Source organism: Kordia sp. SMS9 (assembly GCF_003352465.1).
Taxonomy (GTDB): domain Bacteria; phylum Bacteroidota; class Bacteroidia; order Flavobacteriales; family Flavobacteriaceae; genus Kordia.
Map to the genome: position 1 here is coordinate 4224652 of NZ_CP031153.1, position 19686 is coordinate 4244337.

A 19686-nucleotide genomic window follows, 5' to 3' on the forward strand; every position below is an offset into this window, starting at 1 on the left:
TCTTTATTAGTACAATCGTCACATCGAGTGGATTTACACAGCAAATTTGTATCGAGATGTACTTGGAATTTCAAAGCTGTTCTCGATACGATTTTCTTCATTTCGTCTACGCTCAATGACAGAAAATCACTCGAGCTGACGGCTCCGTAATCTCAACACTGACAGCACTTCAAAACGTAAGCTGATAAACTTATAAACTCAGAAACCCATTGAATCCGTCATTACGAGGAGCAATAGCGACGTGGTAATCTGTTACTTCAAAAAACATATTGTACTATGATACACAGACTGCCACGTCCTGCTTCCTCCAGTGACGTTGCTGTTATTGATTTTTTCTTTGAAACTTCTCAATACTCAATACTCAATACTAACTACTCAATTCTAAAATCTAAATACTAAAAAAACAATTCATTCAACTTCGCAAACACCTCTTTTGCATACGCTTTGTTGAACGGAACGTATTTCTTAGCAAGTTCTGAATCTGTTAATTCTGCTTCTAGGTGTGCTAAAGGAATGAGTGTTACATCCGCAACTTCTTCTTCTTGGAGTGTTGCTTGTAAAGGCTTGTCTTCTATTTCACAAGCAAAGATGGTGATGAATTCGCGATCGCGGTAGTCTTCTGCATGTTGGTAGTCGATTCGGAACTGTCCTATTTGTTGTAAATCCGAAGCTTGTACATTAATTCCGAGTTCTTCTGCTGCTTCACGGACAGCGGTTTGCAACGCTGTTTCTCCTGCACTGATATGTCCCGCTACAGAAACGTCCCAACAGTTTGGAAAATTCGGTTTTATCGCCGCACGTAATTGCAACACGACTTTTCCCGTTTTGGTATACAACCACAAATGTGTGGACGCATGAAAATGTCCATGGCGATGTACTTCTCGTTTGGGAAGGATTTCGCCTGTGGGTTTTCCGTGTTCGTCTAGGATGTCGATTTGTTCCATGGTTGTCGGTTGTCGGTTGTTTGTTGTTCGTTATTCGTTATTCGTTATTCGTTATTCGTTATTCGTTATTCGTTATTCGAAAATACTTTTACAATCAACAATCGTTAATCAAAAATCGTTAATCGTTAATCTTTTGTTGCTGGTTGCTGGTTGCTGGTTGCTGGTTGCTGGTTGCTGGTTGCTGGTTGCTGGAAAATTAATTTTTCAGTTAGTATTTTGAGTTTTATATTTTACACTTTGCTTCAGTTGTTGTCGGTTGGTCGCTTTGCTCCGTTGTCAGTTGAGTTATTTACTTTATATTTATTTCATAGTCTAAACTTATACACTACTAAACTTCGTTAGCTGTTTATTCGTTTATTTGGTAATCTGTTTACACTAAGCCTCTCGAAGTGTTATTCAAAAATACTTTTTAATTTGAAATTTAGCAGTTAACATTTATAATTTTCACCTTTTGGTCTTGACCATGAAACAAAAAAAGTTTCTCAGGTGAGAAACTTTTTTGTAAATCAAAGTACAGAATTAAACAGCTATAAACTCTCACATTGAGGCATTACATTATCTAATTCCCTATTAATAATTGGTGTTATGGCACTGGAGATTGCTCCGCGTATTTGTCCTTTAAACAATCCAGAAATCATATCAGTTAATACTCCTATAAATTTATTAAAGATTCCTAACCCACCAATTGATACATCTACATTTCCATAATTAACTGATGCAGCACTAAGCGCAATAGTATTTAGGCATACTTTACTTCCATCAACACTGGCAGAAAAAGTTCCAGTTGCAGCAGCTGTTACTCCACTTACACTAGCGCTACCGCCAATTCCAACTCTAGGATGTAAAAAACCACATCTAGCTTGTAAACTACCACCTAAATGGCTCGAAATATTACTACTTAATGATGCAATCATGTTTACCGTTCCTACTAACTCATTTGGGTTTATTCCTTGTTGAACAGATGTAATTTCTAACTGATGAATATTAAAAGAGCTTAACCCAGTCATGTTTTGGATGTTATAACTCGCTACAACTGAAGCATGACAAATACCTAAATTAATGGAACCGAGCGTATCATTTCCATGTGCTACTTGCCCCCATGGATCTAAATGATTGCTCTTAATGACTCCTTGAATTTCAGAATTAATTTTCGGTAACTGCCCTTGAATGATTTGATTTAAAAGACCTTGAATTGGATTGCTCATAATGAATTAGTTTTTAAATAATTTGTGTATCAAATGTAACTAAATGTTTTTTTTAGGAAAAGCGTAGATTTACTTGATTTAGAAGTTATGAATTGTTTGCACTTCGACTCCACTCAGTGTTGCGGTTGTGGGTGTTAGATGTTGGGTTGTTTGTTGTTTGTTGTTTGTTATTCGAAAATACTTTTACAATCTACAATCGTAAATCAAAAATCGTCAATCGTTAATCGTTAATCTTTTGTTGCTGGTTGCTGGTTGCTGGTTGCTGGTTGCTGGTTGCTGGAAAATTAATTTTTCAGTTAGTATTTTGAGTTTTATATTTTACACTTTGCTTCAGTTGTTATCGGATAGTCGCTTTGCTCCGTTGTCGGTTGTTTGTTCTTTGTTCTTTGTTCTTTGTTCTTTGTTCTTTGTTCTTTGTTCTTTGTTCTTTGTAAAGATACTTTTTAAATCAAAAATCGTAAATCTACAATCATAAATCTTTTGTTGCAGGTTACTGGTTAATATATGTACTCATTTTTTTTTTCATAGACTAAACTCTTAAATTTGAAAATTACTCAACTCCTATTCAATGTTGAATTGATATTTTATAACTATTAACTAAAAAAATAAATGACTTGAATAACATGAAAAATATAAGCTCATCAAGCTTTTTTAAAATTAATTATTTACATTTAGAGTATTCCCCTAAAAAATATTTTTCACTAAAGTACTTGTAAAAGTTCCTTTATAATAAAATGAGACTAAAAATGTGTCGAAACCAAAAGACACTCAACATGTTAAAATCATAAAACAGCTATGAAATATAAATTACAATTCCTTACCCTATTATTCATGTGCAATTATGGATATGCACAAATTGCATTTGAGGAAAACATTATTTTTGAATCCATATCTTATTATATTGACGAAGTTCACGCTGTTGATATTGACGGTGACGGAGATATGGATATACTATCCGCGGCTGATAATGGTTTTAATATAGTTTGGCATAGAAATATAGATGGACAAGGTAACTATAGCACTCCAATAAATATATCTGGTTCTGCATTTGGAAACCCAAAGCTTCATGCAAATGATTTGGATGGAGATGGTGACATGGATGTACTAGCAGGGTATCAAAATGGCAGAATAGTTTGGCACGAAAATACAGATGGGCAAGGCACGTTTGGACCAGAACAAATAATAGATACGTTGTTATTTAATGGAGGTAAGGTATATACAAGTGATATAGATGGAGATGGCGATATAGATATCGCTACTGCAGTTTCTGATAGTAACAGAATAGCTTGGTACGAAAATACAGATGGGCAAGGTACTTTTGGGAACGCGCAAGTGATCTCATCCGCTGCTTGGGGAGTAGCTAATGCACATCTTGCCGACCTAGATGGTGACGGAGATGTAGATATTCTTGTAACATCTACGGGTGATAATAGAGTGTCTTGGCATGAAAACACTGATGGACAAGGTACTTTTGGTCCACAACAAACCATCTCAACAACGGCAACGAATCCCTTATCGACTTATGCTAGTGATATAGATGGCGATGGAGATTTAGATGTGATTTCTGCTTCTAATAACACTAATAATTTGGCTTGGTATGAGAATACCGATGGTCAAGGTACTTTTGGAAGTATACAAGTTATAGGGACAGCGTTTGGAACACGTTGGGTATTTTCAACCGACCTAGATGGAGATGGCGATATGGATGTACTTTCAGCTACACCAAATAGTGGCGGTGATAGAGTGATTTCTTGGCATGAAAATACAGATGGACAAGGTACTTTTGGGAATCGACAAGTATTAATAGGATTTTCATCAGGAACGTATTCGTTTTCTCCTGCTGACATAGATGGTGATGGCGATTTGGATATGCTTACGGCAACTTCTGGGGTAGACGTTATAAATTCGTACGAAAACATAGATGGACAAGGAACTTTTGGTAGTCGAAAAAGTATAGCTCCATTAATAAATTTCCCAAGTTGTGTGTATGCGAATGACTTAGATGGCGATGGTGATATGGATATCGTCACGGCTTCTGAATTTGATGACAAAGTGGCTTGGTATGAAAACACAGATGGACAAGGTACTTTTGGTTCACAACAAATTATTACCACAAATGCAGATAGAGTACGATCGGTATATGCAAGTGATTTGGATGGTGATGGTGATTTGGATCTGCTTTCAGCATCCAACAATGATAATAAAATAGCTTGGTACGAAAACACAGATGGACAAGGCTCCTTTGGTCCGCAACAAATCATTACTACAAATGCAAATGGTGCAAATAAAGTGTTTGCAATAGATTTAGATGGCGATGGTGATATGGATGTACTTTCCGCTTCTGGATCAGATGATAAAATAGCTTGGTATGAAAATACAGATGGACAAGGTACGTTTAGTGCGGAACAAATCATCAGTGCCAACGCAGATAATGCACAATCGGTATATCCAGCGGATTTGGATGGTGACGGTGATATGGATGTACTTTCAGCATCGTATGTTGATGATAAAATAGCTTGGTATGAAAATACAGATGGACAAGGTACGTTTAGTGCAGAACAAATCATCAGTACTAACATAACTAATCCTTCCTCAGTGTATGCTGCTGATGTGGATGGAGATGGTGATATGGATGTACTAGCGGGATTTCAAGGTGGAAGCATCGTTTGGTACGAAAATACAGATGGGCAAGCTACTTTTGGAAGTCAACAGGCAATCACAACAACGTTAGGTGGGCTACGCTCAATTCATGTTACAGATCTAGATGGTGATGGTGATGGTGATGTATTGGTTGGTACTATATTCGATGATTCCGTAATTTGGTTTGAAAATATAGATGGACAAGGTACTTTTGGTTCGCAACAAGATATTGCTACGAATACAAACAATGTACGATCGGTATATGCTGCTGATCTTGATGGTGATGGCGATATGGATGTACTTTCAGCATCACAAGATGATGATAAAATAGCTTGGCATAGAAATGTAGGTGTTGTTGCCAATGAAATCAACGGAACGATTGCAATGGATGTAAATTTCAATGGTTGTGATGCTACTGATCTTCCAATGGGGAATATATTGGTTGAAACCACAGACGGAACTACAAGTTTAGCTACGTTTTCGAATACCAATGGTGTATATCAATTATTTCCAGATTCAGGTAATTATACTACTTCCATAGTATCGCCACTATCTAATTATTATACGGTAACTCCTGCATCAGCAACATCAAATTTTATAGGCGTAGGAAACACAGATACTGTAGACTTTTGTATAGCACCTACAGGAATGCATAACGATTTGAATGTTACAATATATCCATCTATTGATGATCCACGACCTGGCTTTAACACCACGTATCAAATTGTGTACAATAATGTTGGCACTACGCAATTAAGTGGACATATTACTTTTGAATTTGACGATTCTAAAACGCAATTTTTAAGTGCTAGTGAAACTGTGGCTTCACAAACCGCCAATACCTTAACTTTTAATTTTACAAATTTAAATCCGTTTGAAACAAGAACCATCGATGCAGCATTTAATGTATTTCCGCCTCCTACGACAAACATAGGCGAAATACTCTTATCTACTGCTACCATACATCCAATATCGGGAGACGAAACTCCTGGCGATAATATATTCAGTTTGCGACAAACTCTTATAGGTTCGTACGACCCTAATGACATTCGTGTACTTGAAGGTGATGAAATTTTAGTGGAAGACATCGACAAATACCTCCATTATATTATCCGCTTTCAAAACACAGGAACCGCAAGCGCTATAAATATTAGAGTTGAACATATACTAGATGACAAATTGGACTGGCCCACCATGCAATTGCAAAGCCTAAGCCATTCTGGACGTGTCGAGATTACGAATGGCAACAATATAGAGTTCATTTTTGATGGTATTTATTTACCAGATAATACTACAGACGAACCGAATTCGCATGGCTATATTACCTTTAAGATAAAACCAAAAAACGATGTAGTCTTAGGAGATATTTTCAATGCAACGGCTGCTATTTACTTTGACTTTAATCCTCCGATCATCACCAATACTGCTACGACAGAAATTGTAAACCTTTTATCTGTTGATGAGTTTGAAGCCAATACAGTAACCATTTATCCTAATCCTACACGTAATACTTTAACGATCAATTCCAAAAAGAACATCAATACTATTTTCGTGTATGATTTGAATGGTAGATTGCTTGTACAAAAGCAGCTCAACACCTACACACCAAACTATGAATTGGATGTAAATGATTTGTCTAGTGGATTTTACTTTTTGGAAATTAAATCCGATACTGCAAGCGAAACCCTAAAATTTATTAAAAAGTAGTTTGGCTGTTCATTTCGACTCCGCTCAATGAGAGTGCTCAGTGTGGCAGTTATTGGTCGCGTAGTTTATTCGTTATTCGTTATTCGTTATTCGTTATTCGTTATTCATTATTCATTATTCATTATTCATTATTCGAAAATACTTTTACAATCTACAATCGTCAATCAACAATCAACAATCGTCACTCTTTTTCGCTTCGTTGGCTTTTTGCACAATTGCTTTTCGCCTTGCTTTGGTAGCTTCTTTCTCCGCACGCTCTTTATTGAGTTTGCGTTGTAGGAGCTTGGTGTGCTTGGCTTTGTTTTTGGTGTTTTTTTGTTTTGTTTTTTTGGGCATTGTTACAGTGACATTTCTGATCTAAATGTAGTGATATTTAAAATTCTAATGGATTGAGAAATTTGATCTTCTTTTATTTCTTTTATTTCTTTTTCTACTTCTTGTAAAAACTCTTCATCTATAATATTTACAAGTAAGATTGGAATTATTAGTTTTTGGGAATGCTCAGACACTCCTTTTATTCTATGAATATCTTCCGATAGTTTACAAAAATGTTTTTTTAGTTTACTTTTTAGTTTATCCTTGGTTGTATTGATCTTATACATTTTTGTTTCTACAAAAACACTTTCTTCTTTTCGTTTATCAAAAATGCAATCTACTTCAATATCATCAAGAAACAATTGATTTGTTTTATATCCTATATCTTTTGTACTTAAGAGGTTTAATAAAGCATGTTGTAATAACCCATCTTTTTCTCTGATAATTTCATAAATATCCTTGTGAAGATCATAGGGTACAAAATATTTTACTTTTTTTGCACATATTGGGCATTTCAAATTTTTTAGTTTGTTTGGATCTAGCTTTAATTGAAAAACGCCTCTATAGGTTCCTGGTTCACAATGAGTACAATCTACATACGCATCTTCCATACTAGCTGATATAATACCACTTTCATACAAATAATGAAATAACTTAGTTCTTGATTTAAAATTATCTTCACTGTTTAATGAATTAACTAATATTTGGTTCGTTTCATATAGTGCTTTGTAAACTAAATTCACATATAGTTCTTTAATTACCTTGACAACCTCTAAAAAGGTTTCTATATTTTTTTCTGTTAATATTGGATTATTTTTTCTTACAAGTAATTTTCCTTTAGTAAATTCAGCTATTTCGGTAAAAGAATTTAAATGATGGCTTATAAAACCATAATTCTTAAGATTTTCAATTATGATTGATTCTCTGTTATGTTTATCATAAAAAATTCCCAATATAGTCAGACCGAAAATCAAAGGATTATCTTTTACATCATTAACGATTCTTTCGAATGAATCCCTAAGCTTATCCCCAAAAAGCTCCATCAAGATTGGCCCAAAATGTTCCATTTTAGAGGTAATCATCTCTTGCATTTGCAGATTATGATTATCACTCCTGTATTTTATGGTATCGATTGTAAGACTTTCGTCAATTTCTACATTGGAAACAATAATTCTTGGTAATGAATAACGAAAAGACTTTCCATCAACATCTAATGTTTTAGTATCCAACAATTCTTCTTTAGATAATAAAAACAAATTTTGACACGTTTGATTCTTCCAAAATAGGTTATAAAATTTTTTAGTGATTAAGCTCATTTATAATATTATCATCATTAATTATTACTCTTTGCTAAATTATGTGCAACGCATAAAAGTTCTCCATTTTCTAATACAGTTTGTCCGCCTTTAGAATGCGGCAATACGTGATCTGCTTGAAAATTTGACCAACTCACCCTGCATTCTCTCTCTGGTTTTCCTTCTCGCAAACATTGTTGACACATTCCTTTTCCTTTTCTGTAAATAAGAACACGTTGCAATTCAGAAAATGCTCTATTCGAATCTTTTTCTTTCAATTCGATTTCATTATCAGATAAGTATTTAAAAAATATTTGTCTTAATATAATATCACGAACTTCTATATCTGCTTCTCCTTGTTGACGGCGATTACTAAACGTTAGCATATCATTATCATCCGTAGGATCATAGGTTTTCCAACGTTTGTAAAAGTCATACATAAATTTACGGACATGTTCTTTTATTTGTGTATCCATTGCATAGTACATACGTAAATGACGTACTAACATATACATAGAAATGATAAAATACTCAATAGACAATTCTTTGATACCGTTCTTTGCATCCAACATTGGATCGTCTTTGAAGATACCGTAAAATGCATTGAGGTTACTCTTCACATTTTTCGCCACATTTTCATCTTCAAACGAATAATCCGCAATACCATTCTCTGCTTTATAGTCGTTAATTAGTTCCATTATTTTTTTATCACTCAAATCGGCATAACCGCCACCTAATTCAATTAATAAAAAACGTGCCATGAACTGTAAATGCTTCATCCGATCGTTCTTTACATTCAATAACTTAAAAAACGAATGTTTGTCTGGATTGGCATCTATAGGCTTATAATTTTCGTAATCAAATGTAAAATCATCAGAATATTTAACAATAAAGTTTCTACTCAAACTTGAAAGTTGGGCATGCGCTACTTCCATATAATTTAAAGATTCTCCTTGTTGCAATCTCCAAAATATTTCAGTGGCTATAATTTGATGCTCAGCATTATGTGGTTCTTGAATATCATTAATAACATCTGCTTGGTATTTAAGCGATTTATCAATGAAACGCTTAATATCTGTACTTAAATCTTCATAATACTTTCCTGCAAGTCCTTTTCCCAAGTTTCCAACGGATTTTGGTAGTGGATATTTATTCGCAAAAAAATCTTGCACCGTCGTAATTCGTTGCTGTCCATCCACAATTTCATATACCGTATTATGAGTATCTAAGCGGACTTCTCTGATCACTAACTTTGGAATATAATATCTACGAAACAAACTATCCATTAAGTCTTGTTTCTTTTTTTTGTTCCACACCACTTTACGTTGATACGGTGGACGTGTGACATAATCTTCTTTATAATCAAAAAAGTCTTTGATACTGATATCTTTCGACGTAATAATGTATTCTGGTTTTGGATTGAAAGCCATAGGTCATATATTTTTTTAATTTACTAATAAGGTGCTACAATTTCTATAATTTTATTGGTAGAAGTTTTTAGTTTATCAGAAATATTAAAATCTTCTAGTATACTTTCAATGTCATTCTTTTTAACTTCCGATTTATTATTTCTTCTTTTAATTATCTCTTCCATAATTAATTCACACCAATCGCTATCTAATTTTTCGTAGTTATTAAAGTGCTGACCAATATTTCTTGCTAATAAATATCGATACATAAAAATTCGTAATTGGCGTGGTGTTACTCTTTCGGTAATATTTTCTGCTTGTTCTTTTAATAATTCTAGTTCTTTTGCCGTAATCGCATAGTTAATTTCTTTCTCTTCTTGGTTCTCCTGTCTTGTCATACGATGTTCTTGATTATTACGAATAAGTCTATAATTATCAGTACTTTCAGGTTTATTTACATTATTCCTTTCTGCGCTAGACTCATCTTTATCTTCTTCTGTTTTTATATCTTGAACACCTATTTTTTGTGCATAACTATCTAAAATTTCATTTTTCTCATCGTTATATAAAGGCGGTAATTTTAAACATGAAATAAAAAGTTTGTCCATATATTCTTTTACCAATGTATGATGTCTATTGGCTTTTTCATTTTTTAGAAAATTTGTATACTTCCACTGTATAGCTCGTTCTAAAATATCTTCATCAATAGCAGCTACAATAATGACACGCATTAAAATTTCATCATCCTCTAGCATCACTCGCAAGGCATCAATTACTTGAATCAAACGTTCTTCTTGACAACGGTCAATATCATCTACAAACAATAATAAACGTTTTTGATTATTCTTTAAATATTCAATAGGTTTCCCCTCTTCTTCTCTAAATTCAGTTTTCATCCAAGCGCGCAGAATATATTTTAATTCTTCCTGTATCTCTGCCTGCACACCCAATAATTTATTAAAGTTAGGTTTGTGTGTATACCTTTTTACTAATCGTTTTCCTTTATCTCCCAGCTTCCAAGCTTTGTTTAAAAATAACAACACTTGTATTGAAATACTTGTTCCTAAAAAAGCAGTCCAAAATTTTACATCTTTTAAAAAATTAGGATAAAATATCACTATCAAAACCGCTAATAATGATACCACTATAAACATGCTCAGATTGAACATACCATTTCGAATACGGTTCAATCTAAACAGTAATCGCGTTTCGTTCCACTTTGATGCTAAAGGATAATATATATATCTTTGAAACCATTTCCCATGTTTGCGTAATTCATCATTCTTATGCGTTAAATAGAGTTCCATTATACTTTGATACAAATACGCCCAAACACCTTCCGTATCTTGATATTTCCATGCGTGAAATTTTAAATAGTAAAATTGGTTTTCCTTTTTTTTATTATCAGCTTTCTTATGATGTGTCAGCTTCAGTTCTTCTTCCACTTGACGCATGAAATAGGTTTTCCCTCTTCCCCATTGCCCAAAAACCCCAAGCATTTGTCCTGGACTATTTTTTAAATTTCGAATTAAATTTGCAAAACTTTTACTCAATATCCCTACATCTAATTTTGGCTCAAAATCGTAATCATGAGTACTATATCCGTTTCCAAAAATTGCGTCAGGTTTTCTTTGTCTCCTCGCATCTCGAATTTTTGGTCCTCCACGGAAATACATATCTCTTGCGCTTGTAATTCTTGCTGTACGATACATTATATTAGTAGGATTCTTATAATGTTTACCAAACCATAACTCAGTTACTTGTTGTTTTACTTTTTCTTGTTGAATTTGTCGTATACCAGCTTCAAGTTTATATTCAAATTGTTCCTCTTTAGGCAAATCATAAATAATTGCATCTGACACTAATATCCAATCTCCCCAATCAACCTCTAATTTCTCAAATTCTTCTTCTAAACGCGCATAAGGCGATTTTGAAATGGGTTGCATATTACCATTTAAACGTGCAACACCGTTCACGGTATGACCATCAGTAATAGCTACTAAATCTCCTAAACTAAAAGTATATTTCTCAAATGTGATAACTATGTTTTCACGTATAAGTATGTCAAAAAAATTTGGCTTTCCACTTCCCCAACGTGTTCCTAATTTCCAAACCTTCCCTGTAGTTCCACCTTCCAAATGCTTTCCTTTTTTGTCATATATAGGGAACCCCATTTTTACTAAACAATCATTCGTAGGAGCACCACCATTTAGCGCATATTTATTGAGATCTAAGCCTTTAAACCTTGCTGCTTCGCGTATAATTTCTTTAGGAGGATACAATTTTCCCGAAATTAAAACGTCGTATTTTGTTGATGGAATTAAATTAGTAAGATCAATACTTTCTGTAGCGCTTAATACATCATCTCTCGTAACAAGTTTTGCTAAATTCTCAGCCATTTTGTATGGTTTATAATTCTCGTTGTGAACCTATTCATTTTACAGATCATATCCTTACGGTTTCCCGCAACACCAACCCAATAAGTTCATCTCCTAAAAGTAAGAAAAAACAATACAAAACTTACGCAACATCCAACGAATTACTGTAAGACAACAAATAATTTACACAAACAACACAGGCACAACTACATACAACACAAAACTCAAAAACACATTGCTTACGGGAATCCGTACGTTGTATTTTTGATAAATATACTATATTAGCAATTCTATACACACCGATCCGAATACATGAATAATATCCTACAATACGAATCCGAAGTATGGTCTACGGCAGACTTACTGATTGGAGCAGGAATCAAACAATCTGACTTTCCAAAATACATGATGCCGTACTTTGCACTCATCATGCTTGAAAGCCGATTGCAAAGACGCTACACCGAATTACTAGACGAATACAATGTAGCTTCCGCCGATGAAGTGGAAAGTTTAGACGATTTCTTAGCAGACTTTAAAGATGATAATATCGGGTATAATAAGGTCGTTATTAAACAACAAATTACCTTAGCCGATATTTGTAAAAATGACAAAACGTTCGACAATGATTTTGATACTTATCTAAAATCGTTTGACACCGATACGAAAGAACTCTTAGGAGTCGATCGTGGAAATACCGAAGAAAAATACCTAGACATTTCTGGTGTAAGCGGACAACTACGTAAAAAAGGAATTCTATTTGCTACCGTAAAGAAATGGAGTGAGATTGACTTGGTACCGTTCAATAACTCCGAAATTACCACACTTGAAGAACACATCAAACGAAAATGGGCAGACATTTCTGCGGAAACTGCCGGAGAACAATACACACCTGACGACATTATTGCACTGATTTCAGAAATTATTCTCTCCAAAATAGAAGACAATGGAGAGTTTTTAACGATTTACGATCCAACGTGTGGCGGTGGAAACCTGCTCTTTGGTGTGGAAGATATCATCCAAAAGAAATACGACCGACCAACCAAAACCTACGGAGAAGATTGGAGCGATAGCCTATACGCACTCGCCAAAATAGAAAGTCGTTTTCGAAAAGATTCCGACATTCGCTACGGAAATACACTCACAGAACTATCCTTCATTGAAAAGAAGTTTGATGTCATCGTTGCCAATCCGCCGTATGGAGTCGATTGGAAAGGCTACCGAAAAGACATTCTCAACGATACTTCAGAACGTTTTCACGACACGCCATCCATTTCCGATGGACAGTTTCTATTTACGCAACACATCTTGCATCAACTAGATCATAAAGGACTTGCCGTAGTAGTACACAATGGTTCTACGCTATTTAGTGGCGATGCAGGAAGTGGCGAAAGCAACATTCGCAAATACTTCTTTGACAATGATTATGTAGAAGCCATCATACAAATGCCCACGGACGAATTTTTCAACACAGGCATTTACACATACCTTTGGATCTTCAATAAAAACAAAGCCCAAGCGCGTAAAGACAAAATCATTCTTATCAATGGAAGTGACTTTTACGAACCACTCAAAAAAAGCAGAGGAAAAAAGCGCAAACGCATGGAACCAGTCAATCGGAAAACGATTTTGGAAGCGTTGACCAACTTTACCGACACAAACTACGCAAAAGTATTTGACAAATGGCACTTTTACTTTAACAAGCAAGCCATTATATTGACCAATATAGACGAAGACGGAAAAACTTTAGAGGATGTCTTACCCATAAAACGTAACAAAGATGGTGACGAAATCAAAGCAAAATCAATAAAGTTGATGCCTTCAAAAATTACCTTTGAAGAAGATGCGGGATTCGACATAGAGACAAAGTATCCCAATTTGGCGACGCAAGGGATTACAGCCTCAACGCAAATGAGCATTTCACAGTTTTTCATTACGGAATACGATTCTAAAGAACACAATTCGTTACATGCCTATTACACGGACGAAATAAAACAAATGATTCAGGCAATTGATTACAAGGAAGATAATCTAAAAATAATTACAGAAGATAAGTCAGTATATTATTATGACAAACACATTGCCACCATTTTTAAAGGGAAACCTACAGAAAAAGAAACAGAAATTACAGAGTATGATGGTACGGTAAGTATAGAAAAAACAGAAAGTATTGACAACAAACAAGCTTTAGGTTGTGGAAAGATAAACTTAAAAGCTAGTTTCAAAAAAGCAACGAAGACCAAAGCAGCTTCTATTGTGATTTCAGTGGAATTAACACCCGATTACGAAAAAGACTATGAAATCATCCCGTATCATCCAAATGCGACGCAAAACCAACAACAGATTGATGCGTTTATGGCAAAATACATTAGCAAGCCATTTCGTTATATAGAAAATACTGTAGGTGTGGAAATTAACTTCAATAAAGTATTTTATAAGCCTGAAACCTTACGTTCGTTGACAGACATTACCAAAGACTTACAAAACTTAGAAAACGAGTTGGCAACTTTAGATGCAACTCTCAACCTTTAAAAAACGTCATTCTGAACTCTTGTACTGAATCAAGTTCAGTACAAGAGTTCAGAATCATATTATATATGAAACAACCATTAAAAACATATTCAGCCTATAAAGATTCTGATATTGAATTTATTGATGAAATTCCGAAAGGTTGGAAAGTTGATCGATTGAAAACTCTAGGCTCATTACAAAATGGAGTTAGCAAAGGCAAAGAATACTTTGGAACTGGTCAACCTTTTGTTAGTTATAGTGACGTGTATAATGATACAATTGATATAGAATTTTTAACTAATTTAGCTAATTCTTCTAAAGAAGAACAAAAACTATATTCTATTTTAGAAGGCGATATATTTTTCACAAGAACATCTGAAACGTTAGATGAAATAGGAATTGCCGCTACTGCAATGAAAACTATACCTAAAGCAACCTTTTCTGGATTTGTTATTAGATTAAGACCAAAACTTAACAAAATATCTAAACATTATACTAAATTTTATTTCAAAGCACATATAAATAGACTTTTTCTGAGTAAAAACATAAATATTGTCACACGTGCTTCATTAAGTCAAAGCCTTTTAAACAATTTACCAGTTTTATTTCCCCCAAAAAAAGAACAACACCAAATCGCTCACTATTTAGATGTCAAAACCAAGGCTATTGACAAAAAAATACAGCTTTTACAACAAAAAATAACACACTACAAAGCCTATCGTAAAAGCTTGATTAATGCTGTGGTGACAGGAAAACGTTTGGTAAAAGGAAATACAACCATTCCTATTGCAGACGCAGAAACCAAAGACAGTGGTATTTCGTGGATTGGAAAGATTCCTAAGCATTGGTCTATTAAAAGAGGTAAAGATTGCTTGAAAATAAAATATGGAATACCTCTTGATTCTCGTTTATTTACAAATAATGCTCAAAAGGGTTTTCCTATGATTAGAATTAGAGATTTAAATAAAAATCAAATTCAAAATTATTATTCTGGAGAAATAATAACCAAAGGAATAATTAAAAATGGTTCTATTTTAACTGGCATGGATGGTGATTTTAATACAGTCAAATGGAAAGCAGGCAAGGCCTTATTGAATCAAAGAATTTGTGAATTAGATACAGATAATAATGGAATAAGAGACTTTCTTTACTATTACGTTTCTCTACCTTTAAAATATATTAATGATATCAAGTATTTCACTACTGTTAAGCATTTATCAGCTCCTGATTTAAATAACTTATTAATTATTTATCCTCCAAAAGAAGAACAACAAGAAATCGCCAACTATTTAGACCGTACAACAAAAACCATTGACAAAATTGTTGAAAATCTACACACACAAATAAGTACCTTACAAGAACTCCGTAAAACACTTATCAATGATGTGGTCACAGGGAAAGTATCTATTTTACATACCCAAGAAGCGAAAGCTGAGGGGGAAATTTATGAAGAAGAAGCTGAAACAGCACGAAAACTAGATACCTTACGTCGCATATAAAATCAACACCTATGATTGCCAACAACAAACCTTTTCAACTCATACTAGACGCATACAACACAGAATGTTTTACTATTTATTGTGTTTTAAAATCTTTAAAAGGCTATCCTGCTATTTACAATAATGACTATACAGATGAAGAAGGCATGATGCATGCACTTAGTTTTGCATTCTTGTGCGAACGTTTTGTATACCACATCACTAAAAATCAAGGGAATTATGTAGACGAGTATCCCGAATTAATACACGAATTATCCTTAGAAACTGATGTTGCTACCTTTAAAGAAGAATTGGAAAAAACAACAGCTACTATTGTAAAGGATATCAAAACACTCTTTCCCTCCGAAAAATTAGTGCTTTCTTTTTTTGGAACTATATTCAGAATGGAAACCGAAGCAGCATCTTTTGAAGGTGAATATTTAGATGCTCTTGATTTTTATCAAAACTACATACACTAAATTACCATGGATGAATTAGGACTGCAACAAAAATACATACTCGACTTCATAACCAATCACGATTACGGATTGCAATACAAAGAAGTCAAAGCCAATACGGTTTCCAAACTGTGTTTTATTAAAGAAGACCTAAAATATGTCCTCAGTGAAACTTCTCAAAACAAAGTTGCGTACCGAAAGTTGCTCAAAACTTACAGCAATGACGAAGATCAATTATTGGAGGAGTTTATGACGTTTTTAAACAAACGTATTGGAGAACAAACCAATATGGCGTTATTCTTCAATAAAAACAAATCGGTCACGTTCAAAAGTATAAAGTTCAACTTGTTCTATCCTAGTGGAACGCTCACTGGTGGCGATGCTTTATTTGAAGAAAATCAATTCTCAGTGGTACAGGAATTTCCGTTCATTTACACACACGAAGGAAAACAACAATTTCACTTTCGTCCAGACATTAGCTTTTTCCTCAATGGTATCTTTTTTAGCTATTCAGAGCTAAAATCAAACTACAACAACCAAAACGCACACAAAAACGGGAAACTTAAAATTGCCAACGATTACCGAAAAGCGGTAACAGGTTATCTCGCTATTGCGGATGGGAACGATGTGTCGAAAACGATTCGTAAAGACTTTTTAAAAATATTTGAAAAAGCCATTCACATCACCACTACAGATGTTGAAGAAACGTATATCATTAGAAACATTAGCAACTTTTACGACGAAATAAAAAAGCAAGTTGAAAGTAGCCATCATGAATACGAGCACTATACAAAACTGATGAAAGATGCGTTAAAACCGTATCCACTTTTACAACCAAACGCTACACGCAAACAACGTTTTGAAGAAGTATTTACAGCTTTGTACAGCAAAAAAATGATTGAACGCGAAATATTATATTACAACTTTTTAGAGCGCGAATTGGTCAAAGGCGACAAAGGAAACACCAAAGAATACCATCACAACGACGGACGTTTGATTGCGCCGCGACCAAAACAAAAGTTTGGCTCAGACAAAATCATTGCCAAAATAGACGAGTTTTTAGCACATGAAAACGAACCCAATTATTTTATAGACAAACTACGTGCGCAACTAACGGCAAAAAAAATAGGCAAGCAACAAATAGAAGAACTCATTGCCAAAAGATTAAAGTATCAAAACAATAAAAATGTATATTCCTTACTGTTACAATACGCCGCAGGTTTTGGAAAAAGTAATATTATTGGTTGGACAGCCTTGCAACTCAAAGATATTTACAAAAATAAAGCGTTTGTGTATGACAAAATACTATTGGTGGTAGACAGAGTACAACTACGCGATCAGTTGGACAGTAAAATGTACAACATGAACATCAAAAAAAACATGTACATTGAAGCCAACAACCGCAAAAACTTTTTAACTGCTTTACAAACAGACAAACGCATTGTCATTGTAAATCTTCAAAAATTTGGAAGCATTGGCGATTTCTTAGACGATCAGGTTTTGGCGCAACTCGCTACCATGCGCATAGCCTTTTTAATAGATGAAATTCACCGTTCTAACAGTGGCGTGCAACATGAAGAAATGATTTCGGTCTTTGACGAATTACAGCACAGTTTTGATGCGAATGAAAACTATACTAAGAACAAACAAAAAAAGAATCTAATTATCGGTTTTACAGCCACACCAAGTGACGTAACGCTGGCACGCTTTGGAGAGTTTAACACCTACGCAGAAGCGGAAAAAATTTGGGCGCCATTTGACAGTTACACCATGAAAGAAGCCATTGAAGATGGTTATATTTTAAATCCGATTGATGGTATTCTGCCTGTTTCGGCTAAAATGTACTTTGAAAAACCCGAAGATGTTTTAAAAGGTTTTGATGGCGATTATGGATATGATGTCCCAGACAATACAAGTACAGGTATAGACGATGATGGCAAAAAATACCGCATCAGTAAAAAGAAAATCTACGAAAACGAAAATCGCATAGAAGCAATTTCTAAATTCATTGCCAAACGTTTGATAACTGCGGTATATCCAAACATTCGTGGGTATGCAAAAGCTATGTTGGCAACTGCATCGATTCCTGCGGCAATCAAATATCGTAAATACATTAAAAAATATTATGCGGAATTAGTAACTGAAAAAAAATATCATAAATATAAAGACGCACCAATCTATATTGTATACAGTTCGGATGGACAAAAGTATGTAAGTGCCACTACGTTAAACGAAAACCTTTCGGAAGCAAAAGTATTACAAGAGTTTACTCGTAACAAAAATGGACTCATTATCGTAGTAGACAAACTGCAAACTGGTTTTGACGAACCAAAACTACACACACTATTTCTTGACAAGGAAATTCGCGGTATCAATGCCATTCAGACCATTTCCAGAGTCAATCGTACGACCAAATACAAGTTGGATTGTAAAATCATTGATTTATCGTATAAAAATGTAAACGTTGGTAACATCAAGCAGGCTTTTGAACACTTTAGCAATGTGGTGGTTAGTGACTTTGATCCAATTGGACAAGAAGAACGCATGCAGGAACTTTATGAAGAACTGCTATTAGAAAAGCTTTTTGTAGACCACTTCCCTACTTTTAAAGTCTATCAACAAAGTGACAAAGAAGATATATCAGCAATTCTAAACTTTGAAAACGCGGTTACGCAATTAGTGAAAAATGAGTTAGAAACAGCTAAAAAATTAAAAAAGCATGTCAATCACTATTTTAAAATATTGAACCTCATCAATTATGTCATTGAGATTGATAAAAAGTATACGGATGATTTCTTTACAGAATTCTGGCAGCGTTTCAGCATCTTATACAATTCGCTCACCGCAACCGATGAACTTGTAGATGATGTTACCATTTACTTTGACAATAAAATTGGAATCGTCGCTTTGGGAGCGGAAACTCCTCCTGTAAAAAAGCCAGGCGTGAATGAACCATCTGAAGGCTATGGAAATTCAAAACAGTATAAATTTGACATCTTAGCGGTCATTGAAAAGCGCAATCAGGAAGAAGACGATATAGAAGCGTTGATAGAAGAATTTCAAGAAAAAATAGAAGCGTTCTTTGCATACATTCGCATACCAAAAAACGGGAAATACCTAATGGCAAAAATAAAAAATGCTGGTGTTGCCATTGATGAAGAAGAAATTTACGAAGACTTCAAAAAAATCTATGAAAAATACATCCGTCGCAACCGAAAAGCATTGGGTGATTTCTTTATCAAACAAACCAGAGACATTGTAAATCAACTTTGTGATGATTTTGAAAAGACGTTACAATAAATAATACAGTAATTCCCCTAAACTGCTGTCACATGTATAAACAAACACA

Annotated in this window: 11 protein-coding genes; 5 read left to right on the forward strand and 6 right to left on the reverse strand. The window is 34.3% G+C overall.

Annotated elements, in window-relative coordinates:
• Positions 1 to 395: 395 nt before the first annotated feature.
• On the reverse strand, positions 396 to 944 hold the full coding sequence (locus KORDIASMS9_RS17930; RefSeq protein WP_114904168.1) for an NUDIX domain-containing protein: 549 nt from the start codon (positions 942 to 944) through the stop codon (positions 396 to 398).
• Between the two features lie 527 nt (positions 945 to 1471).
• Entirely contained in the window at positions 1472 to 2149 is a 678-nt protein-coding gene (locus tag KORDIASMS9_RS17935; protein ID WP_114904169.1) for a hypothetical protein, read from the reverse strand.
• 795 nt (positions 2150 to 2944) lie between these two features.
• On the opposite strand from KORDIASMS9_RS17935, the gene KORDIASMS9_RS17940 reads away from it, so the two are divergent.
• On the forward strand, positions 2945 to 6496 hold the full coding sequence (locus KORDIASMS9_RS17940) for a T9SS type A sorting domain-containing protein (RefSeq protein WP_114904170.1): 3552 nt from the start codon (positions 2945 to 2947) through the stop codon (positions 6494 to 6496).
• Between the two features lie 171 nt (positions 6497 to 6667).
• On the opposite strand, the gene KORDIASMS9_RS23750 is transcribed toward KORDIASMS9_RS17940, so the two are convergent.
• Genes KORDIASMS9_RS23750 through KORDIASMS9_RS17960 form a run of 4 tightly spaced genes read right to left on the reverse strand, consistent with a single transcriptional unit; the run spans position 6668 to position 11914 of the window.
• A complete protein-coding gene (locus tag KORDIASMS9_RS23750; protein WP_205318006.1) occupies positions 6668 to 6832 on the reverse strand; it encodes a hypothetical protein in 165 nt (54 codons plus the stop codon).
• 2 nt (positions 6833 to 6834) lie between these two features.
• Positions 6835 to 8127 (reverse strand): hypothetical protein, encoded by a 1293-nt coding sequence (locus KORDIASMS9_RS17950; RefSeq protein ID WP_114904171.1) that lies wholly within the window; start codon positions 8125 to 8127, stop codon positions 6835 to 6837.
• Between the two features lie 17 nt (positions 8128 to 8144).
• The gene (locus KORDIASMS9_RS17955; RefSeq protein ID WP_114904172.1) at positions 8145 to 9536 is read right to left on the reverse strand and encodes a DUF262 domain-containing protein; all 1392 of its coding nucleotides are present in this window, start codon (positions 9534 to 9536) and stop codon (positions 8145 to 8147) included.
• A gap of 23 nt (positions 9537 to 9559) precedes the next feature.
• Positions 9560 to 11914 carry a P-loop NTPase fold protein gene (locus KORDIASMS9_RS17960; protein WP_114904173.1) on the reverse strand — a complete coding sequence of 785 codons (2355 nt, stop codon included), beginning with the start codon at positions 11912 to 11914 and terminating at the stop codon, positions 9560 to 9562.
• A gap of 291 nt (positions 11915 to 12205) precedes the next feature.
• On the opposite strand from KORDIASMS9_RS17960, the gene KORDIASMS9_RS17965 reads away from it, so the two are divergent.
• The 4 genes from KORDIASMS9_RS17965 to KORDIASMS9_RS17980 all read left to right on the forward strand — a co-directional run bounded on the left by KORDIASMS9_RS17965 (position 12206) and on the right by KORDIASMS9_RS17980 (position 19637).
• Positions 12206 to 14422, forward strand: a complete 2217-nt coding sequence (locus tag KORDIASMS9_RS17965) for a class I SAM-dependent DNA methyltransferase (RefSeq protein WP_114904174.1) — start codon at positions 12206 to 12208, stop codon at positions 14420 to 14422.
• A 65-nt stretch (positions 14423 to 14487) separates the two neighbouring features.
• Positions 14488 to 15900, forward strand: a complete 1413-nt coding sequence (locus tag KORDIASMS9_RS17970; RefSeq protein ID WP_114904175.1) for a restriction endonuclease subunit S — start codon at positions 14488 to 14490, stop codon at positions 15898 to 15900.
• An 11-nt stretch (positions 15901 to 15911) separates the two neighbouring features.
• A complete protein-coding gene (locus KORDIASMS9_RS17975) occupies positions 15912 to 16358 on the forward strand; it encodes a hypothetical protein (RefSeq protein ID WP_114904176.1) in 447 nt (148 codons plus the stop codon).
• Between the two features lie 6 nt (positions 16359 to 16364).
• Complete coding sequence (locus KORDIASMS9_RS17980) at positions 16365 to 19637, forward strand: DEAD/DEAH box helicase family protein (RefSeq protein WP_114904177.1); 3273 nt, start codon at positions 16365 to 16367, stop codon at positions 19635 to 19637.
• Positions 19638 to 19686 lie beyond the last annotated feature (49 nt).